Source organism: Azospirillum brasilense (assembly GCF_008365405.1).
In the GTDB taxonomy this organism is placed as follows: domain Bacteria; phylum Pseudomonadota; class Alphaproteobacteria; order Azospirillales; family Azospirillaceae; genus Azospirillum; species Azospirillum brasilense_D.
Window position 1 is genome coordinate 1 of sequence record NZ_QOKV01000015.1, and the last position, 19,841, is coordinate 19,841.

The 19,841-nt window shown below is 71.8% G+C and carries 20 protein-coding genes and 1 pseudogene; 12 read left to right on the forward strand and 9 right to left on the reverse strand.

The window, feature by feature from the left end:
* The 4 genes and pseudogenes from DS837_RS32410 to DS837_RS20815 form a co-directional block, all read left to right on the forward strand.
* Window positions 1–256: pseudogene (locus tag DS837_RS32410) on the forward strand (hypothetical protein); the annotation flags it as partial.
* 68 nt (window positions 257–324) lie between these two features.
* The gene (locus DS837_RS32415) at window positions 325–810 is read left to right on the forward strand and encodes a hypothetical protein (protein WP_211102365.1); all 486 of its coding nucleotides are present in this window, start codon (window positions 325–327) and stop codon (window positions 808–810) included.
* 120 nt (window positions 811–930) lie between these two features.
* Window positions 931–1,272: a Gas vesicle protein V gene (locus DS837_RS20810; RefSeq protein WP_149166502.1), complete on the forward strand. Its 342-nt coding sequence runs from the start codon at window positions 931–933 to the stop codon at window positions 1,270–1,272.
* Between the two features lie 237 nt (window positions 1,273–1,509).
* Window positions 1,510–2,274, forward strand: a complete 765-nt coding sequence (locus tag DS837_RS20815; RefSeq protein WP_149166503.1) for a Crp/Fnr family transcriptional regulator — start codon at window positions 1,510–1,512, stop codon at window positions 2,272–2,274.
* 19 nt (window positions 2,275–2,293) lie between these two features.
* Here the strand turns inward: DS837_RS20815 and DS837_RS20820 are convergent, their stop codons facing one another.
* The gene (locus DS837_RS20820; protein ID WP_149166504.1) at window positions 2,294–2,794 is read right to left on the reverse strand and encodes a hypothetical protein; all 501 of its coding nucleotides are present in this window, start codon (window positions 2,792–2,794) and stop codon (window positions 2,294–2,296) included.
* A 153-nt stretch (window positions 2,795–2,947) separates the two neighbouring features.
* Here DS837_RS20820 and DS837_RS33130 point away from each other — a divergent pair, with 153 nt between their 5' ends.
* Window positions 2,948–3,076, forward strand: a complete 129-nt coding sequence (locus tag DS837_RS33130; protein ID WP_014197696.1) for a hypothetical protein — start codon at window positions 2,948–2,950, stop codon at window positions 3,074–3,076.
* A 25-nt stretch (window positions 3,077–3,101) separates the two neighbouring features.
* On the opposite strand, the gene DS837_RS32795 is transcribed toward DS837_RS33130, so the two are convergent.
* Complete coding sequence (locus tag DS837_RS32795) at window positions 3,102–3,551, reverse strand: hypothetical protein (RefSeq protein WP_247889694.1); 450 nt, start codon at window positions 3,549–3,551, stop codon at window positions 3,102–3,104.
* A gap of 113 nt (window positions 3,552–3,664) precedes the next feature.
* Here DS837_RS32795 and DS837_RS20830 point away from each other — a divergent pair, with 113 nt between their 5' ends.
* Window positions 3,665–5,911 (forward strand): helicase-related protein, encoded by a 2,247-nt coding sequence (locus DS837_RS20830; protein WP_247890050.1) that lies wholly within the window; start codon window positions 3,665–3,667, stop codon window positions 5,909–5,911.
* Between the two features lie 20 nt (window positions 5,912–5,931).
* Here the strand turns inward: DS837_RS20830 and DS837_RS20835 are convergent, their stop codons facing one another.
* Window positions 5,932–7,581: an electron transfer flavoprotein-ubiquinone oxidoreductase gene (locus tag DS837_RS20835; protein WP_149166505.1), complete on the reverse strand. Its 1,650-nt coding sequence runs from the start codon at window positions 7,579–7,581 to the stop codon at window positions 5,932–5,934.
* 145 nt (window positions 7,582–7,726) lie between these two features.
* Between DS837_RS20835 and DS837_RS20840 the strand changes: the two genes are divergently transcribed.
* The 6 genes from DS837_RS20840 (at window position 7,727) to DS837_RS20865 (ending at window position 15,609) form a co-directional block, all read left to right on the forward strand.
* On the forward strand, window positions 7,727–8,593 hold the full coding sequence (locus DS837_RS20840; protein ID WP_149166506.1) for a uracil-DNA glycosylase: 867 nt from the start codon (window positions 7,727–7,729) through the stop codon (window positions 8,591–8,593).
* A 461-nt stretch (window positions 8,594–9,054) separates the two neighbouring features.
* Entirely contained in the window at window positions 9,055–11,025 is a 1,971-nt protein-coding gene (locus DS837_RS20845; RefSeq protein ID WP_149166507.1) for a lytic transglycosylase domain-containing protein, read from the forward strand.
* Complete coding sequence (gene moaB / locus DS837_RS20850) at window positions 11,012–11,548, forward strand: molybdenum cofactor biosynthesis protein B (protein WP_149166508.1); 537 nt, start codon at window positions 11,012–11,014, stop codon at window positions 11,546–11,548. Before DS837_RS20845 ends, moaB begins: the two co-directional genes overlap by 14 nt.
* A gap of 50 nt (window positions 11,549–11,598) precedes the next feature.
* Window positions 11,599–12,594, forward strand: a complete 996-nt coding sequence (locus DS837_RS20855) for an aminoglycoside phosphotransferase family protein (RefSeq protein ID WP_149166509.1) — start codon at window positions 11,599–11,601, stop codon at window positions 12,592–12,594.
* A gap of 190 nt (window positions 12,595–12,784) precedes the next feature.
* Entirely contained in the window at window positions 12,785–14,479 is a 1,695-nt protein-coding gene (locus DS837_RS20860; RefSeq protein WP_247890051.1) for a tetratricopeptide repeat protein, read from the forward strand.
* Window positions 14,480–14,580: 101 nt separating this feature from the next.
* The gene (locus DS837_RS20865; protein WP_149166510.1) at window positions 14,581–15,609 is read left to right on the forward strand and encodes a 4-(cytidine 5'-diphospho)-2-C-methyl-D-erythritol kinase; all 1,029 of its coding nucleotides are present in this window, start codon (window positions 14,581–14,583) and stop codon (window positions 15,607–15,609) included.
* A 4-nt stretch (window positions 15,610–15,613) separates the two neighbouring features.
* On the opposite strand, the gene DS837_RS20870 is transcribed toward DS837_RS20865, so the two are convergent.
* The 6 genes from DS837_RS20870 to DS837_RS20895 all read right to left on the reverse strand — a co-directional run bounded on the left by DS837_RS20870 (window position 15,614) and on the right by DS837_RS20895 (window position 19,833).
* Window positions 15,614–16,156 carry a glycine zipper 2TM domain-containing protein gene (locus DS837_RS20870; RefSeq protein WP_149166511.1) on the reverse strand — a complete coding sequence of 181 codons (543 nt, stop codon included), beginning with the start codon at window positions 16,154–16,156 and terminating at the stop codon, window positions 15,614–15,616.
* Between the two features lie 145 nt (window positions 16,157–16,301).
* Window positions 16,302–18,407, reverse strand: a complete 2,106-nt coding sequence (locus DS837_RS20875; RefSeq protein WP_149166512.1) for a heavy metal translocating P-type ATPase — start codon at window positions 18,405–18,407, stop codon at window positions 16,302–16,304.
* Window positions 18,404–18,766: a YtxH domain-containing protein gene (locus DS837_RS20880; protein WP_149166513.1), complete on the reverse strand. Its 363-nt coding sequence runs from the start codon at window positions 18,764–18,766 to the stop codon at window positions 18,404–18,406. Before DS837_RS20880 ends, DS837_RS20875 begins: the two co-directional genes overlap by 4 nt.
* A complete protein-coding gene (locus DS837_RS20885) occupies window positions 18,759–19,103 on the reverse strand; it encodes a hypothetical protein (RefSeq protein WP_149166514.1) in 345 nt (114 codons plus the stop codon). Before DS837_RS20885 ends, DS837_RS20880 begins: the two co-directional genes overlap by 8 nt.
* Complete coding sequence (locus DS837_RS20890) at window positions 19,100–19,495, reverse strand: hypothetical protein (protein WP_211102366.1); 396 nt, start codon at window positions 19,493–19,495, stop codon at window positions 19,100–19,102. Before DS837_RS20890 ends, DS837_RS20885 begins: the two co-directional genes overlap by 4 nt.
* The gene (locus DS837_RS20895) at window positions 19,492–19,833 is read right to left on the reverse strand and encodes a cation transporter (RefSeq protein ID WP_149166515.1); all 342 of its coding nucleotides are present in this window, start codon (window positions 19,831–19,833) and stop codon (window positions 19,492–19,494) included. Before DS837_RS20895 ends, DS837_RS20890 begins: the two co-directional genes overlap by 4 nt.
* Window positions 19,834–19,841 lie beyond the last annotated feature (8 nt).

The following is a 19,841-nucleotide window of genomic DNA, read 5'->3' on the forward strand; positions in this document are numbered from 1 at the left end:
ACCATCGCCCCGCTCGGCGATGATCCCCTCGTCAGCCTGCCCGACGTGGCTGCCTGACAATCCCGGCCAGACCAGCCGGAGACCAAATGAGCGACCCAACTCCTACACCACGCTCAGGGGCACGATCTATGATTTGCGGTTGGCGGACGGCAGCATCGTGAAGTATGCCCAGGAGGCGGACTGCGAGGCCATGCTGTCCGATGGCGGTTTCCGGCCGGCGGCCGGTACGGGATCGGCGGCAGGCCGCCCCGGCTGAATCTCCGGGCGAGAGCACCGCGCAACAGCGCCGTTGCCGAATCCCCTCCGCCCGCGCAATATCGCGCGATGGAACGGCTGGAAGACGATGGCGGCTGCCCACGGCGGCGTTGGCGGGTGATCGAAGGGGGCGGAACCCCGGTCGAGGTAACCGGCACGTCCCGGGATGGCGACGCGCGCCCGGGCGGCGCCTCGGACGCCATGGCGCGACCGGTGCCCGAGGATTACGGGCTGACTCGGGAGGATTTGCGGATCTGGTACGCGCCGGGCCGTGTCGGGATCCTGCTGGCCCTGGCGGCCACGCTGGGGATGGCCGGGATGCAGGCCTACGACGCCGGGCGGCTGTCCGATCCCTGGATCCTGGGCGCCTTGCCCGGCCTGCTCTCCGGCACGCTGATCGGCGGATTCGCCGGGATGGGGCTGATGGTGCTGGTCCACTGGTGCGACCCGCTGGTCGGCATGGCCTGGCCGACCTACGCGCGGCTGCGCCGCTACCGCGACGCCCTGGCCGCTGCGGTCGCCGCCGAGCGGAGCGTCAACGAACGGATGCCCTGACCGCCGGAAGGAGGCCGCTTCCGCTGCCACCAGCGGTGGAAATCCAGGGCCTATCCCATTCGAACGATGGTGCAGCGGCGCGTCGACCCAATCTGCTTAAGAGCAGACAGGAGAAACGCAGTGAACCGATTCGACGAAAAAGTCTATCGCGTGACGAAGCGCCGCGACGGGCCGAGCCTCCCGGAACAGAAAAGTCAGCTGCTCCGCCTGAAGCAGGATCTCGAACAGTTCAAGTCCCGTCAGGCGGGTGCTGCGGTCGTCGGCAGCCTGCAGGCGCGCATCCGCGAACTGGAATCCTCGATCTCCCGCGCCGAGGCGGCGCGGGTGACGGACCGCGAGTCCCGCCGCCCCCGCGGCGACGAGGAGGATGCGGAGTCCGGGGCCATACCGATGGCGGACGGCACCATGCGCGCCACCTCCAGCCGCTTCCCGCCGCGCGGACGGCCCGGCCGGACCCTCTGAACCTCAGCGAAAACATGCCTCACGGCCCGGACCATCCTCCGGGCCGTTGCCTTGTCCGGTCGCCCCGTCACCTATCGATCCCGGGTCCGGTTGATCCAGATCAGGGCGGCTCCTGGTCACAACTCATACCTTTGGCTCGGTTCCAAGACCTTAGTCTGATGCTTTGGTCTGGGCCGGACGTCCGAAGCGAGCGCGCCGCTCCATGGCGCCGAAGCGAGACAGCCCAGAGGTACAGCCATGACCTTCTCCGTCGCCGCCACCACCACCGCAGCCGTCGTTCCGCCGCCGATGCCCGCCCCGCAGCCGCGGTCGGCGGAGACGGTGACCGGCCGCTGCGCCGGCTGCTCGGCGCGGAGCAAGGGCCTGTGCGGAGCCCTGGCCGCTGGGGATCTGCCGACCCTGTCGACGTCGTCCCGCCCGCTGGACCTGCTGTCGGCGACCCCGGTGGTGATGGAGGGGGAAGAGGCCGAGGCCGTCTTCACCGTCATGTCGGGCATGCTGAAGCTCTACAAGACCCTGCCGGACGGCCGGCAGCAGATCACCGGCTTCGCCACCGCGGGCGACGTGATCGGGCTGGCCGTGGGCACGGGCTACGCCTACACCGCGGAGACGGTCACCGCCTCCACCGTCTGCCGGATGTCGCGGACGGCGCTGCGCCGCCTGATGGAGCGGCACCCGGCGGTCCAGGGGCGGCTGCTCGCCATGACCTCGGTCGAGCTGTCGGCGGCGCAGGACCAGATCCTGCTGCTCGGTTGCAAGACGGCGGTGGAGCGGGTGTCCAGCTTCCTCCTCGCCTTGTCGCGGCGGTCGCGGCCCCTGGCCGACGGCACGCCCAGCGTCTTCCTTCCCATGCCGAAGGTGGACATCGGCGCCTATCTCGGCCTGCGCCCCGAAACGCTGTCGCGCGTGCTGCGCAAGCTGGAGGGTGCCGGGGCGATCACCCGCCTGACCAACGACCGCATCCGCATCGAGAATCCGGCGGTGCTCGAAGCCGCCGCCTGATCCCGCGTTCCATTCCGTTTCAGGCCCGGCCCGCCACCGGATAGCCCTCGCCGCCGAACCCCGCGGCCACGTCCTTCACGAAGGCCTGCCCGACCCGGCGGTAGCCCAGCCGGCTGAACAGGCCCGCGGCGTCGAGCTTCGGCGCGGTCGCCGCGACGACGCAGCCGCGCTCGTCCACCACCACCGTCGAACAGCCCAGCTTGCGCGCCAGCAGGTCGATGCCGTCGGCCTGCGCCGCCGAGGTCACCGCCGCGTCGAACAGCCCCACCGCGATGAAGATCGGCACCGTCAGCACGCGGATCATCCCTTCGGCGCTGACTCGGTAGCAGAACAGGCCGCGGATGTGGCCGTCGCTCATCTCGCAGGCCATCACCCCGCCATCGCCGCCGTCCTGCAGGAACAGGGCGGCCACCTGCCGCCACTCGTCCAGCGTCATGTCACGGTGCAGGGTCTGGACGACGGGCAGCGCCTGATCGGCCTGGGTCTTGGCAAGCGGAGCGAGAATGAAACTTCGGGGCATGGGCGGGCGATCCTTTCGCGGGCATTGTCCGCGATGAGCCGGGCCGCCGCTTTGATTTTGGTCATGCGCCGCACCGGTGGAGAAACCAACGGAGCGAATGCGGCGGGGCGGTGTTTCCACAGGGCAACCCCGCCCCATCACCGGAGACCGGACATGAGCCCCTACCCGCCGCCCCGGCAGGAACCCGACGTTCCGATCCCCATGCCGCTGCCGCCCGACGCCCCGCCGGACGAACCGGTGGAGGCCCCGCCCATGCCCGGCGAGCCGCAGGAGCCCGTGTAGCGACCCCTTGAGGGTCAGTTAAGGGTCAGGGCTTGCGGCGGTAGAGCGCCATCGCGCGCTCCAGGATGCCGGGCGCCGAATAGTCGCCGAGGAACAGGTCGCCCAGCGCGCGGCGCATCCGCGCCCGGATGCGGGAGCGGATGGCGTTGCGCAGCGCCTCCTCCTGCATGTGGCAGCGGCGGCAGAGATTCTTCGGGCGGGCCTCCGGGTTGCCGGAGGGGCGGACCGGGCGGACGACGACCTGCACGTCGCGGGTCTCCGCATACTCCACCACGTCGGGCCAGGCCGCCCGCCGCCCGCGCCCGTCGCGCCAGGTCTGGTCGGCGGCGTCGTACCAGCGCCCGTCCGGCAGGCAGCGCACAACGGCGCCGCCGGGCCGCCCGCAGCAGCGGCAGCGGTTCTCCCCGCTGGCGCCCTTGCGGGCGGCCGGATCGAGGTCGGGTCGGAGAATCTTTGCGCGGAGCGGTCTGGTCATGGCTTGATGCCTGCCTCGGGGCCGGGACTGCCCCTGCGGGACGTGGCTCATGACATGGATGGCCACGGACCGCCAGTGCGAATTTGTGAAAAGTTCTCCAGAGACCACGCCCTATGCACATGACCTCCCCCGACACTTCCAACGCCGCCCCGTCCGGAGATGGCGAGCCCGCCGACCCGCATCTGGTGCACGAGCTGGCCAGCGCCCACCCCGACGTGGTGTCCGCCGCCGCGGCGGGCGTGGCTCGGGTGGCCCATGGCGAGGGGCTGGGCCTGGTGCCGCTCGGCCTGCCGCTGCCCAAGGGCAAGCGCGACCTGCTGGTCCCGGTGGAGCGCCGCGAGGCGGTGTTGCTGGAAATCCAGGGCACGCTCGACCGCGCGCGGCGGCGCAACGCCCTGCTCGCCCAGGGGCGCCGCGCGCTGGAGGGCTGGTCGACCAGCCTGCACCCGGCGGACGACCGCACGCGGGTCCGGGCGGTGCGCAGCGAGGACCTGCCCTGGCCCGGCCTGCCCGCCCCGGTGCGGCTCCAGGTGTCGCGCGTGCTCGACGCCATGGAACTGGCTGACCTGACGGACGACGATCTGGCCCTGCGGCTGGAGGGCGACCCGGCGCTGGCTACAGCTCTGGAGGACGCGCTGTCGCGCGCCGCCGCCCGGCTGCACCGCTACGCCGGGGAGGCGGACGGCGCGGATGACGGCTGGACCTTCGCGTCGCTGGCCGACCGGCTGTCCCGCGCCGCCCGCAACCGCCACGGGGTGGACGAGTTGCTGGAGCGCTGGGACCGCGAGTTCGCCGTCTGGCGCCGCGAGCGGGCGGAGGCGCGCGGCCGCGCCTATGTCGACCGGCACTTCGACCTCGCCCGCTTCGAGAAGCTGTTCCCGGTGGCCCGCGGGCTGGGACGGCGGCTGGTGCTGGTGATCGGCCCGACCAACTCCGGCAAGACCCACCACGCCATCGAGGCGCTGAAGGGTGCCTATGACGGCATTTATCTGGCGCCGCTGCGCCTGCTGGCGCTGGAGGTGATGGAGCGGCTGAACGCCGAGGGCACGCCCGCCTCCCTGCTGACCGGCGAGGAGGCGATTGCGACGCCGGGCGCCCGCCACACCGCCTCGACCATCGAGGTGATGGACCCCGACCGCCCGGTGGAGGTGGCGGTGATCGACGAAATCCAGATGCTCGCCGATCCCGATCGCGGATGGGCCTGGACGGCGGCGCTGATGGGCGCGCCGGCGGAGACCGTCTACATCCTGGGCGCCCCGGAGGCCCGTCCGCTGGTCGAGCGGGTGGCGGCCCATCTCGGCGAGCGGCTGGAGGTGATCGAGCTGGAGCGCAAGGTGCCGCTGACCCTGATCGACCGCCGCCTGAACTGGGAGGAGGTGGAGCCCGGCGACGCGCTGATCGCCTTTTCCCGACGGGAGATCCATGCCGTGCGCGACACGCTGCGCGCCAAGGGCCTGTCGGTCGCCGCGGTCTACGGCGCGCTGGCCCCGGAGGTGCGGCGGCGCGAGGCGGCGCGCTTCCTGTCCGGCGAGGCCGACGTGGTGGTGGCGACCGACGCCATCGGCATGGGGTTGAACCTGCCCTGCCGCCGCGTGCTGTTCACTGCGCTGGAAAAGTTCGACGGGACCAGCGTCCGCCCGCTGAGCGCGACGGAGGTCAAGCAGATCGCCGGCCGCGCCGGGCGCTTCGGCAAGTTCGAGTCGGGGGAGTTCGGCGTGGTCGGGCGGGGCACGCCGCAGGCCCTGCGCACTCTGCTGGAGAAGGCGGACGGCCGGCTGCGCGCCGACGCCCCGCTGACCGTGCGGCCGACCCGCGCCATGCTGGCCCGTCTGGCCGAGCACATCGGGACGGAGGAGACGGTCCTGCTGCTGGATTGCTTCGCCGACGCCCGCACGGCGGGGTCGCCCTACCGGGTGGGCGACCTGTCCGGAATGCGGCGGCTGGCGGTGATGCTGGACGAGCGGCGGCTGAGCCTGCCGGCCAAGCTCGACCTGCTGCTGGTCCCCGCCGATCTGGAGGACGAGGCGGAGGCCCGCATCCTTGCCGCCATCCTCGGCGCGGTGGAGGCCGGGGAACCGTCTCCCCTCGGGCGCTTCGTCCCGGCGCGGTTGGACGGGCTGGACGGGGCGGCGCTGGAGGGGCTGTCGCGGGCCTGCGACCTGTATTACTGGGCGGCGCGCAAGTTCCCGCCCCTGTTCCCGGAGCGGGAGGCGGTTCGTGGCCGCCGCGGCGAGATCAGCCGGCGTCTGGCCGAGCTGCTCGCCACGCGCGGGGCGCGGTCCGCCGGGCAGCGGCGCGAGCCGCCGCCCAAGGCCGGTTTCCGCGGCGCCCCGCGCAAGCGCTTCGGCCCCCGGCGGTAGAGGGGCGGCCGGGGCGGTCCTTACATCCCGCCCGGATAGTTCGGCCCGCCGCCGCCCTCGGGGACGACCCAGTTGATGTTCTGGGTGGGGTCCTTGATGTCGCAGGTCTTGCAGTGCACGCAGTTCTGCGCGTTGATCTGCAGCCGCGGGTCGCGGCCGTCTTCCGCCCGCACGATCTCGTACACGCCCGCCGGGCAATAGCGCGTCTCCGGCGCGTCGTAGAGCGCCAGATTGACCGCGATCGGCACCGACGCGTCCTTCAGCGTCAGGTGGGCCGGCTGGTCCTCCTCGTGGTTGGTGTTCGACAGATACACCGAGGACAGACGGTCGAACGACACCACCCCGTCGGGTTTGGGATAGGCGATCTTCGGCATCTCCGACGCCTTCTTCAGCGTCTCGTGGTCGCCGTGCCGGTGGTGCAGCGTCCAGGGCGACTTGCCCTTGGTCGCCGTCTCGTAGGCCGCGTTGGCCAGACCCGCCCACAGACCCTTCTGGAAGCCGGGGCGGATGTTGCGCACCGCGTGCAGTTCCGACCACACCCAGGACGCCTTCAGCTTCTCCGGATAGGCCACCGCCTCGCGCGCCGGCGCTTCGGCGGACAGCAGCTCAAACACCGCTTCGGCCGCCAGCATGCCCGACTTCATCGCGGTGTGGTTGCCCTTGATCTTGGGCACGTTGAGGAAGCCCGCCGCGTCGCCGACGATCAGACCGCCGGGGAAGGTCAGCTTGGGGATCGACTGGAACCCGCCCTCGCTGAGCGCCCGCGCGCCGTAGGCGATGCGCCGCCCGCCCTCGAAGGTCGGGCGGATCGCCGGGTGGGTCTTGTAGCGCTGGAACTCCTCGAAGGGCGACAGGTGCGGGTTTTCGTAGTCGAGACCGACCACGAAGCCGACCGACACCAGGTTGCCCTCCATGTGGTAGAGCCAGGAGCCGCCGTAGGTCTTGGGGTCCATCGGCCAGCCGATGGTGTGGACGATCAGGCCGGGCTGCGACTTGGCGGGATCGACCTCCCACAGCTCCTTGATGCCGATGCCGTAGGTCTGGGGATCGGCGTCGCGGCGCAGGTCGAAGCGCTCGAACAGCGTCTTGGTCAGCGAGCCACGGCAGCCCTCGGCGAAGATGGTCTGCTTGGCGTGCAACTCCATGCCCGGCGTGTAGTTGGCGGTCTTCTCGCCGTCCTTGCCGATGCCCATGTCGCCGGTGGCGACCCCCTTGACCGCACCGCTGTCGTCGTAGAGCACCTCCGCCGCGGCGAAGCCGGGGTAGATCTCGACGCCCAGCTCCTCGGCCTGCCCGGCCATCCAGCGGGCGAGGTTGCCCAGGCTGATGATGTAGTTGCCGTGATTGTGCATCTGCGGCGGGGCGAAGGGCGACTTCAGCGCCTTGGTCTCGGTGAGGAAGAGGAAGCGGTCCTCGCGCGCCGGGGTGGTGAGCGGCGCGCCCTTCTCCTTCCAGTCGGGGATCAGCTCGTCGAGCGCGTGCGGCTCGAACACCGCGCCGGAGAGCAGGTGGGCGCCGACCTCCGAGCCCTTCTCGACGACGCAGACCGACAGTTCCTGCCCCGCCTCGTTGGCGAGCTGTTTCAGGCGGATGGCCGCGCTCAGGCCCGACGGGCCGGCTCCGACGACAAGAACGTCGTACTCCATCACCTCGCGCGGATCGCGATCCATGGTCCCCATGCCTCCCGCTTGATTGAAGCGCCGGGGCCATTTCCGCAGGGTCCGGCGGCTTTCGGAACGGCGTATGCCTTTCGCACCCGCCAAAAAGGATATCTAAGCCCATGTAAGACCACAGGACCCGTGGTAAGGTCAAACGATGATTGACCAATCCGACATCCTCGCCGCCCTGCGCTGGCACGTCGACATCGGGTGCGACGAAGCGATCGGGGACGAGCCTTTGGACTGGGCGTTGCTGGCCGCTCGGCCGGCGGTGGCGCGTGCGCCGGCCGGGGCGTCCGCGCTGCCGCCCGCCGCGGCGCGCCCCGCCCCGGCGCCGGCGTCGCGGTCGGCGTTCGGGGGTCCGTCCGGCGCGTCGATGTTCGGTGCGCCCGTCACGGCGGACCTGCCGCTGGGCGCCAGCGAGGCCGGGGCGAGCGCCCGCGCCCGCGCCGCCGAGGCGCGCAGCCTGGAGGAGTTGGAAACGGCCTTGCGCGCCTTCGACGGCTGCCCGCTGAAGGCGACGGCGATGAACACGGTCTTCGCGGACGGCAACCCCGCCGCGGACATCATGCTGATCGGCGAGGCGCCGGGCGAGGACGAGGACCGGCAGGGCAAGCCCTTCGTCGGGGTCAGCGGCAAGCTGCTCGACCGCATGCTGGCCCAGGTGGGGCTCGATCGCAGCACGGTCTACATCAGCAACATCCTGCCCTGGCGCCCGCCCGGCAACCGCTCGCCGACCCAGGCGGAGATCGCCGCCTGCCTGCCCTTCCTGGAGCGGCACGTCGAGCTGATCGGGCCGAAGGTGCTCGTGCCGCTGGGCGGCACCTCCGCCAAGACGCTGCTCAACCGGGCGGAGGGCATCACCCGCCTGCGCGGCCGCTGGTTCGACTACGCCTCCCCCGGCCTGCCCGGCCCGCTGCCGGTCATTCCGATGCTTCACCCGGCCTATCTGCTGCGCAACCCCATCGCCAAGCGCGAGGCGTGGCGCGACCTGCTGACCCTGCGCCAGCGCTTTCCGGGTTGAGTCACCGCAAGAGTCGTTTTGCCCCCACCCCAGCCCTCCCCCGCTGACGCAGGGGAGGGGGCAAACCCGCCACAGCGATGGTTAACGGCGCTGATTTCTAAAATGCTCCTCTTATTGCGTCTTTTCTTGCGCGGTCGTTCGAACATTCGACATCCCTAGACATTCCAAACATTACTCAAGTACTTCGAAAGATCGGGTTGGTTTACCAAGTCTCCGCTATGCCGTTGCGCCAATCGGCACAGAAAGTCCCATGACCTTATGCCAAATGGGTCTTCCCACCGGGCTAGGGCCATTTTTCTACCCCCACTAAGTTGCTGAAAATCCTTACGAACGGACGAGCTTGACCGCTGTTGGGGAATCATCTTCTTGCGATTCCCGTCCACTGCGGTTATTCGAATACCATGTTCCGGATATTGTGCAGCGCAGCAAATACCGTCTCGCTGCGGCGGAAGGTCCTGGGAATGGCGGGGGTGGCGCTGGCGCTGTGCGCAGCACCCGACCCGACGGGCGGTTATCGTCCGGCCCAGGCCGGCCTTGTGATCCACGCGCCGGATGGACGACCCGTCGTCCCGCCGGGATTCGATCGTGCCGAGCAGAACCTGCTTCTGGCGACGGACGCCGACGCGCGCGCCGTCCAGCTGACGGAAGAGGATGCCCGCCATTACCGGCGCATCTTCGCCCTCCAGGAACGGGGCGAGTGGGAAGGCGCCGATTGGGAAATCCGCCTGCTGCGCGACCGCCGCCTGATGGGCCATGTGCTGCGCCAGCGCTATCTGCACCCCGACCGCAAGGCCGGCTACGACGAGCTGGCCGGCTGGCTCCAGCGCTACGGCGACCTGCCGGGCGCGGAACGCATCCACGCGCTGGCCCAGCGGCGCGCCCCCGCCGGCCAGCAGCGCGCCCTGAAGCCGCCGCGCGGCAGCGACGGGGAGCGGCTGACCGGATCGCTGGAGCGGCTGGGCGGCCTGCGCCCCGAACCGCTGCCGGAAAGCATCTCAGACGAGGAGCAGGGCGACCCGGACAAGAGCGCCGAGGCCGCCGAGGACAAGACCAGGATCTCCGTCGCCCCGCGCAGCCGAACCGCCAGCCGCACCAACCACACCACCCCGTCCCGGGTGACCGACCTGCTGCGCGCCGGCAAACCGGGGGCGGCGCTCGCCCTGCTCAACCAGGACGACTTTGGGCGCAGCCTCGACTCGGTGCAGTATGACCAGGCGCGGGCGCGGATCGCCGCCTCGCTCTATTACTCCGGCGACGTGACGCAGGCGCTGTCGCTGGCCTCGGCCAGTGCCGCCCGATCCGGTCCGGCGCTGACGGAGGCGCATTGGATCGCCGGCCTCGCCGCCTGGCGGCTGAAGCAGTATGACCGCGCCGCCCGCCACTTCACCAATCTGGCCGAGGCCGGCCCGCAGTCGCCCTGGCTGGCCTCCGCCGCCGGCTTCTGGGCCGCCCGCGCCCACGCCCGCCGGGGCCGCGAGGACCAGGCCCGCGCCCATCTGGCCGCCGCGGCGCGCTATCCGCACACCTTCTATGGCCTGCTCGCCCACCGCAAGCTGGGCGGTTCGGGCGACCTGAACTGGCGCACGCCGGAGCTGACCGGGGACCATCTGAAGGCGCTGTCCGCCCTGCCCGGCGGCACCCGCGCCATCGCCCTGATCCAGGCCGGCCAGCGCGAAGCGGCGGAGCTGGAGCTGCGCCGCATCCACCCGCGCGGCGACGCGCTGGCCGAGCAGGCGTTGGTGGCTCTGGCCGACCGCGCCGGTTTGCCGGGGCTGGCTCTCCAGGTCGGCAACGCGGTGGCCGGTCCGGACGGCGCGCCCTACACGGCGGCCCTCTACCCGGTGCCGCACTGGAAGCCGCGCGACGGCTTCGCCGTGGACCGGGCGCTGGTCTTCGCGGTGATGCGGCAGGAATCGCGCTTCGACCCGCGGCTGGTCAGCTCCGCCGGGGCCACCGGCCTGATGCAGATCATGCCGGCCACCGCCCAGCATGTGCAGGAGCGCAACGCCGACATCGGCGAGGCCGACGCCGCCCGCGCCGGGCTGTTCGACCCATCCACCAACATGGAGCTTGGGCAGCGCTACATGGCGGAGCTGTTGAACAGCCAGGACATCGGCAACAACCTGTTCCTGCTGGCCGCCGCCTACAACGCCGGTCCCGGCACGCTGGCGCGCTGGCGGCGGGAGCTGTCGGACATCGGCAACGACCCGCTTCTCTTCATCGAGAGCCTGCCCTACGCCGAGACGCGGAACTACGTCGAGAAGGTCGTCGCCAACTTCTGGATCTACCGGCTGCGGCTGGGGCAGGAAATCGAATCGCTGGACGCCGTTGCGGCGGGCGGCTGGCCGGTCTATATGCCGGTGGATGTCTTCCCGGCGGCCCGGTCCACCCAGGTCGCGCAACACGCCGAATCCGCCGATGCCGAAAATTGACGAATCCCGCCCGTTCCTGCCCGTCAACATCGCCGTCATGACCGTGTCCGACACGCGCACGCTGGCCGACGACCGCTCGGGCGACGCGCTGGCGGAGCGGCTGACCGGCACCGGCCATCGGCTGGGCGCCCGCGCCATCGTGAAGGACGACGTCGCCGCCATCCGCGCCCAGGTCCAGGCCTGGATCGCCGATCCGGAGATCGACGTGGTGCTGACCACCGGCGGCACCGGCGTCACCGGCCGCGACGTGACCCCGGAGGCGGTGGAGGCGCTGTTCGACAAGCCGATCCCCGGCTTCGGGGAGCTGTTCCGCCAGCTCAGCTACGCCAAGGTCGGCACCTCGACGATCCAGAGCCGGGCGACCGGCGGGGTCGCCAACGGCACCTACATCTTCGCCCTGCCGGGTTCGCCCAGCGCCTGCCGCGACGCCTGGGACGACATCCTGGTCTTCCAGCTCGACAACCGGCATCGCCCCTGCAACCTCGTCGAACTGATGCCGCGCCTGCGCGAGCATCAGGTGTGACTGCCACCTCAGGTGTGACTGCCACCTCAGGTGTGACTGGCACCTCAGGTTTGACTGGCACCGCCGGTCTTCACGGCGCCCTGACGCGGCTGCCGGCCTTCGCCGGTTTGCCCCGCGGCGCTCTGGAACCGATGCCGCGCCGGGGCGTGGCGCACGACCATGTGCGGCTGGCGGGAAAGGGCCTGGTCGCCCGCGTCCCGCGCTGGAGCCAGCTCGGGCTCGACCCCTTCGCCAATCTGGAGCAGCAGGCCACCGCCTTCCGCCGCGCCGCCCCCGGCGGCCACACGCCGGAACTGGCCGCCGTCCTGCCGCCGGGGCCGGAGCTGCCCATGGGCGCGCTGGTGGTGACGGAGATCGTCGGCCGCCCGCCGCGCCTGCCGGCCGACATGCCGGCCATCGCGCGGGCACTCGCCGCCCTGCACGCCCTGCCCCTGCCGCCGGAAAGCGAGCGTGCCCCCCTGCCCGCCCCCGCCGACCCGGTGGCGGCGACCCTGGCCCAGGTGGAGCGGCAGGCGGTGTGGTTCGAGCGCGCCGGGCTGACGCCGGACGTCCTCGCCCTGCTGGAGCGGGAACTCGACGACGCCCGCGCCTTCCGCTGCGCGGCGCCGATCCCCATCACGCTGGTCGGCAGCGACGTCCACCCCGGCAACTTCCTGATCGACGCCGTCGGCAAGGCATGGTTCACCGATCTGGAGAAGGCCCAGTACGGCCACCCGGCCATCGACCTCGCCCATGCCAGCCTCTACAGCTCCACCAAGTGGGAGCGGGAGGTCGCGGCGGTGCTGGCGCCGGACGAGGTCGCGGCGTTCCACGCGGCCTGGGAGGCGGCGGTGCCACCCGCGCTGGCCGAGGCGGTGCGCCCGTGGCGCCGGCCCTTGCGCCGGCTGACCTGGCTGCGCACCTTGTCCTGGATGGCCCGCTGGCGGGTGGAGGGGGCGGCCCTGTCGCCGGACATGCCGGAGTCGCTGGCGGCCCACATGGACGCCCATGCGCTGGACGTCCTCCGCCCGGAGATCATCGGGCGGGTCGCCGCCGAGTGGCGTTGACGGCGACGGGCGGCCGAGACATGCGATGGTTCGGGCCGCAGCGTGGTTAACCCTTGCGCGCGGTTGGTGTTAGACTGAGGAATCGAGTTTCAGGCTTTCCTGATCCGGACTCCGTAGGCGTGCAGGTGGACGCGGCATGATGACATTCCGATTTGGGCGGACCCGGTTTGGCCGGACGGCGCTCGGTGCCTTGCTCCTTTCCACGGCGGGCCTCCTGCCGGCCGGCCACGCCGCCGCCGCGGCCCCGGCAACGACGGAGCGTCCGTCGCTGACCTCGGCGACCGGCAGCTATCTGGCCGGGCGCTTCGCCCAGCGCCAGGACGATTGGGCCGCCGCCGCCCTGTTCATGGCGCACGCCCTGTCCGCCGACCCCGGCGACCTGACCCTGCTGCGCCGCACCTATCTGCTGAAGCTGGGCGAAGGGCAGTTCGACGCCGCCATCGACCTCGCCAAGCGGCTGCTGGAGCAGGACAACGACCCGCAGATGGCCATCGCCCTGCTGGCCTCCGACAATCTGGCCCGCGGCAAGCTGAAGGAAGCCAAGGCCATGGCCGCGCGCATGCCCAAGGAAGGCATGGCGAAGTACATCGGCCCGCTGATCGACGCCTGGCTGGCCGCCGCGGAGGGCAAGACCGACGCGGCGCTGAAGGCGCTGGAGCCGCTTTCCACCGCCAGCGGCTTCGCCGCCCTGCACGACCTGCACGCCGGTCTGGTGCTGGAGTTGGGCGGGCGCAAGGACGCCGCCGGGGAGCGTTTCGCCCGTGTGATCGACAAGGAGGCGCCGCTGCGCGTCATCCAGATCGTCGGCAGCTTCTACGAGCGCACCGGCCGCAAGGACGAGGCCCGCAAGTTGTACGAGTCCTTCCGCGCCGGCAATCCCGACAGCCTGATGGTCGAACCGGCGCTGAAGGCGCTGGACGAGGGCAAGGCCGCCGCCCCGGTGGTGTCCGACGCCAAGCAGGGGCTGGCGGAGGCCTTGTTCGACCTGGGCAGCGCCATCCATCACGAGGGGGCGGAGGAGACCGCCCTGCTGTTCGGGCGGATCGCCCTTCACCTGCGCCCCGACCTGTCCCTGGCGCGGCTGATGATCGGCGACATCATGGAGAACCGCGACCACCACGCCGACGCGCTGGTCGAGTTCCAGGCGCTGGAGAAGGACCCGGTGCTGGGCTGGACCGCCCGCCTGCGCGCCGCCGAGAGCCTCGCCCGGCTGGAGCGCACCGACGACGCCATCGCCGCCTTCTCCGCCCTGTCCGCCGAGCGTCCGGAGCGCACCGACGCGCTGATCCGGCTCGGCGACCTGTACCGCGTCGCCAAGCGTTACGGCGAGGCCGCCGACAGCTACAGCAAGGCGCTGGAGCGCATCGGCACGCCGGAGGAGCGGCATTGGGCGGTGCTCTACGCCCGCGCCATGTCCTACGACAAGGTGGACCGTTGGCCGGACGCCGAGCGCGACCTGCGGGCGGCGCTGGCGCTGAAGCCGGACGAGGCCTTCCTGCTGAATTATCTGGGTTACAGCTACGTCGACCGCGGGCTGAACCTGGAGGAGGCTAAAAAGATGATCGAGAAAGCCGTCGCCCTGCGCCCCAAGGACGGCTACATCGTCGACAGCCTGGGCTGGGCGCTCTACCGCACCGGCGATTTCGAAGGGGCGGTGGAGAAGCTGGAGCGCGCGGTGGAGTTGAAGCCGACCGACGCCACCATCAACGACCATCTCGGCGACGCCTACTGGCGCGTCGGGCGCCGCAACGAGGCCCGCTTCCAATGGACCCGCGCGCTCCGCACCGCGGAGGAGGAGCCGCAGAAGGAGGACATCCGGGCCAAGCTTGACAAGGGTCTGGTGGACCCCAAGGCCGCCGAGGCCGCCGCGCCGAAGCTTCAGTAAGCGGCGCCTGCATAGGCTCTGGCGCTCGCCGCACCCATGCCGCATAAAGCCCTTCTTCCCCCTGCCGGGAAGAAGGGCTTTTCGTTTCGGGGGACCCGACCATGAGCGCCATCGCCGAGGCCGCGCCGGCCAAGCTGAACCTCTATCTGCATGTGGTGGGCCGCCGGGACGACGGCTATCACGAGTTGGACAGCCTCGTCGCCTTCGCCGACGTGGCGGACCGGGTGACGGTGCAGCCGGGCGTGGCGCGGATCGCGCTGCGCGGGGTGGACCTGCCGCCGGTCGGGCCGCGGCTGGCCATCTCCGGCCCCTTCGGCCCGGCCTTGATGGGGGAGAATGCGGCGAACAACCTCGTCATCCGGGCCGCCCACGCGCTGGCCGCCCGGCTGGGGCGCGAGGCCGACGCGATGATCACGCTGGAGAAGGTCCTGCCCATCGCCTCCGGGATTGGCGGCGGCTCGGCGGACGCGGCGGCGACGCTGCGCGCCCTGGCCCGGCTGTGGGGCGTGCCGGTGGCCGACCGGCGGCTCTACGAGGTCGCGGCGTCGCTGGGCGCCGACGTGCCGGTCTGCGTCGCCGGGCGGAGCTGCTATTTCGGCGGCGTGGGGGAAGTGCTGGAGGAGGCGCCGGCCCTGCCGGAGACCTTCGCGGTGCTGGTCAACCCCGGCGTACCGGTGCCGACCCCCGCCGTGTTCAAGGCGCGCAAGGGCGCTTCCGGTGGCTCCTTCTCGGCCCCGGCCCGCTTCACCGAGGCCCCCGCCGACGCCGCGGCGCTGGCCGCGCTGCTGGCGGAGCGGCGCAACGACCTGACCGCACCGGCTTTGACCGTCGCCCCGGTGATCGCCGGGGTGCTGGCGGCGCTGGAGGGCACCGGCGGTTGCCTGCTGGCCCGCCTGTCGGGCAGCGGGGCGACCTGCTTCGGCCTCTATGCGGATGCGGAGCAGGCCGCCGCCGCCGTCCGGTCGATCCAAGCGGCGCAGCCGCGCTGGTGGGCGAAGGCCGCCCGTCTTCTGCCAACCCCGGCGGACGCGCCGCCGCTGCCCGAGGGGCTGACGGCGCCGTCTACGGTCACCACGGCCCCGGCCCCGCCGGTTCCCTTCCCGGACACCGGCGGCTGGGGCGTGGGCTGAGGGGTCAGCAGCCACCGCCGCGGGTCATCGCGCCGCCCAGCATGGCGCCGCCCAGCGTGCCGGCGGCGGTCGCCGCCAGCTTGCCATCGCCGCGCCCGAACTGCGAGCCGACCAGCCCGCCGACCGCCGCCCCGCCCAACACGCCGACCAGATCGCCGTCGAGCGGCCCGCATTCCACCACTTGCGGCGCGGCGCGCACCACGCGCGGCCGCTGCTGGACGATCACCGGGGGCGGTTCCTCGATGTAGACGGGGGCCGGGGCGTAGTGCACGACCGGCGGCTCCTGGTAGACCACCACCGGCGGGGGCCGGCGGACGATCACCACGCGCCCGTCGCCATAGCCGCCGTCGATGTAGCCATGCTCGTGGTGGCGGCCACGCTCGTGGCGTTCGCGCTCATGATGGCGCTCCTGCTTGGCGCGCCAGCCATGGGCCGGCGCCCAGTCCGGCGGGTCGGCGAGGACCGGGGACACCCCCGCGCCCAGGGCCGCCACGCCGGCCAGCAGCGCGATGGCGAGGGATTTGGGGGCGAAACGGATGTGCGTCATGATGGCTCCAGGATGCGTCTCACCCGAATGAACATCCGGGGTCGGCGACTTCATCCATCCGACGGGCGGCGGGCGCGTGACAATTTTGGGTGCGCGCGAACGGGGTAGCCCATCCCGGCCCTGACATCCTGGTTCTGACCCAGGTTCAGGGAGAGGGCAGGCCCGCGGCCGGCGCGCGACGCAGCGCGTTGAGCAGAATCCCGATCGTGGTCCCGTTGTGCAGCACCGCGGTCCCCACCGGGGACAGCAGGCCCAGCGCGGCGGCGCCGAGGATCGCGCTGTTCAGCCCGACCGTCAGGCGGTAGTTGCGGGCGATCAGCACCATGGCGGCGTTCGCCGTCTCCTTGGCGTCGGCCACCCGCTCGATCCGGTCCTCCAGAAGCGCCACGTCGGCGGTCAGCCGGGCGATGTCCGCCCCCTTCTGCATGGCGATGCCGACATGGGCGCCGGCCAGCGCCGGGGCGTCGTTGATGCCGTCGCCGACGAAGGCGATGCGCGCGCCGTCGCGGCTCAGATCCTCGATGATGCGGGCCTTGTCGGTGGGCAGCAGATCGGCGTGGAAGCCGTCGAGATGCAGTTCCGCGGCCAGCTCGGCGGCGCGGTCGCGGTGGTCGCCGGTCAGCATCAGCACCCGCTTCACCCCGGCCCGCCGCAGCCGCGCGATGGTCGCGGCACTGGCCGCGCGCACGCTGTCCTTCAGCGCCAGCACGCCGGCCAGCACCCCGCCGAAGCCGATGAACAGCAGCGTCTTTCCGTCATGGTGCAGCGCGTCGATGGCCGCGCGGTGCGCCGTGGTGTCGATGCCCTCGTCGTCCTCGATGAAGTGGCGGGAGCCGACGACGATGCGCTTGCCGTCGATGACGCTGGCCACCCCGTGGGCGACGATGAACTTCACCTCCTGATGGTCGAAGTGGCGGTTGTGCGTCTCCTTGGCGGCGTTGACCACGGCCATCGCCAGCGGGTGGAAGTAATGCTCCTCCACCGAGGCGGCGAGGCAGATCAGGTCGTCGGGGCTGAAGGTCAGGTCGAAGGCGATGGAATCGGTCACCTGCAGGTCGCCGGTGGTCAGCGTGCCGGTCTTGTCGAAGATCACCGTGTCGGCCTGGGCCAGCCGCTCCAGCGCGTTGGCGCCCTTGATCAGGATGCCCGCCTGCCCCGCCCCGTACATGGCCGACTTGAAGGCCACCGGGGTCGCCAGCTTCAGCGCGCAGGAATAGTCGGCCTGGAGCACCGACGCGGCGCTGCGCCAGTCGCCGGTCATCAGGAAGGAGCCGCCGGCCAGCTTCAGCACCGTGGGCACCAGCCGGTCGGCCAAGCGCGCCGCGTCGAGTTGCGCCTCGCTCTTGGCGGTCAGCGACTGCTCGACGTAATCGGCGATGCGGGCGGCGGCGGTGTGGCTGCCGACATGCTCGGCGTAGACGACCAGCCGCCCTTCCTCCATCAGCGTGCCGGACAGGACGGCGGAGCCGCGCTGCTTGACCACCGGGGCGCTCTCGCCGGTCATGGCGGCCTCGTTGACGGTCGCCTCCCCGCTCAGCACCGTGCCGTCCACCGGGATCACCGTCCCGGCGCCGATCACCACGCTGTCGCCGACCAGGACGGTGTCGGCGGGCACCTGGATCTCCACCCCGTCGCGCAGCAGCCACACCTGATCGCTCGACGGGCGCAGCAGCCGCTTCAGCAGCGCGTCCGACCGGCGGGCGATGGACTCCTCCATGTATTCGCCGAGCGCCAGCATGAAGACGGTGGTGTTGGCCGCGGTGAAATCCCGCCGCGCCAGAGAGATCGCCACCGCCGCCGCTTCCAGCACGTGGGAGTTGACGCCCTCCCGCCCGTAGATGGCCATGCCCTCGCGCAGCATCGGCATCGCGACGGCCAGCGACAGCGGCAGGCGCAGCGGCATGGGCAGCAGGAAGCCGCCGGCCAGCGTGGCGAGGCTGCGGACCAGCGTCGCGCCGTGATTCTCCCCGCCCTCGGCCGTCGGGGCGGGCGGAGCCGGTTCGGGAATCGGCAGGGCGGCCAGCGCGAGACACAGCGTTGTGGCGTCGGTCATCACCGGATCGTAGCGGACGGCCAGCGACCGCGCGGCGCGGCTGGCCCGAACCGATGTCACCCCGGCGACCGCCTCCACCACCCGGTGCAGGGTCGCCGCGTCGTCGGGGGCGCCGGGGCGGCAGGCGTAGCGCAGCCGGATGCGCCCCGGAACCCGATGGACCGGCTCCAGCCGCAGGAACCAGGGCAGGCCGCTCATGAGGCTCCGGCCTGTTCCGCCTCCAGCTCGGCCTGGAGGTCGGCCATCTGCTCCTTCATCTCGGCAAGGCCACCGGCGAGGTTGCCGTAGAGCTTCAGGCCGGACTTCACGATCTTGCCGCGCAGTTCCTCGTCGGACAGCACATAGGCCGCCGCCGCCCCGACCAGAAGCCCGACCAGGAACTGCTCGGACCGGCGCGACGGGAGAAGACCGCTCAGCCCGCCGAGAAGCCCCTGCCCCCGACCCATGCCGGCGCCCATGCCACCTCCCATGGAGGCGCCGCCGGCGGCCATGGCGGCTTCGTACTGGCGCTGCTGCTTCTTCAGCTTCTTCAACGCCTTCTTGGTCTTCTTAGCCATGGAGGTCCTCGTTCTTCGGCAGTTCCTGCGGCGGCTCTTCCGCCGGATTCAGCAGATGCTCGATCATGACCACGCCCGCCGCCCCGGCGGCAACCGCCAGGGCAAGGCGCGCGTAGTCGCGGTTGCGCAGGGCGGCGGCGGCGACGCTGGCGGCGGCCAGCGCCGCACCGCCCTGCAGGCCGTGGCGCAGGATGGTGCGCGGCGCGGGAGGCTCGGCGCCCGTCACCCAGCGGTCCTGGACGGCGGTCAGCAGGCCGGTCGCCACCATGCCGCGCGTGAAGTCGGCGGCGAGCGTGCCGGAGCCCCGCGCCTTGCCGCGCCGCTTCGCGCGTTTCACGCGGCCCCCGGTGCGGCGGACGGCGTCGGCTCGGTCTTCGCCGGCTCCGCCGCATCCTCCTTCGCCGCCTCCGCCGCATCGTCCTTCACCGGCTCCGCCTCGGCGGGCGCCGCATCCGCGGGGGCTTCCACCACCGGCGTGGCGAGGCGGGAGCGCAGACCGGCGGAGGTCCGCTCGATGGCCAGCAGGCCGGTGACCGCGGCCTCGCGCACCGCGGTCTGGGCCTTGCCGGCGCCCTCGCGCGCGGCGGCCTTCACATCGACGGTCTTGAGGTCGGCGGGCCTAAGGTCGGCGATCGTGGGATCGGCCTTGGCCTTGGCGTTCTTCATCATCCGGACGCCGATGGCCCCGGCGATCACGCCGGACGCGAAGGTCAGAAGCGGCAGCATCATGGTCTCCTTTCGGGCGCACCGCCCGCAATGCCGGCGGTGGCGATGCGCAACAGCGTCCCGGCCGCCGCGCTGGATTCCCCACGCAGCAGATCCGGCCACGCCGAGGGCGGGATCACCGTGGGGTCGTATTCGATGGTGCAGGAGCGGGCGAGCGGGTTCAGCGCGATGGAGCGGATGCCCTCCGCCCCGGTGAGCGCCCGGTGCAGCGCCTTGGCGTCGTCGGCCAGCGCCGCCAGACCGCGCTCCGCGGCGCCGTCGAGCTTCAGCCGCACCCGGCCCGGAATGTGGTGCGCGATGGTCAGGGCGGCGGCCAGCCGGGTCAGGAAATCGTCGGGCATGCTCGGTT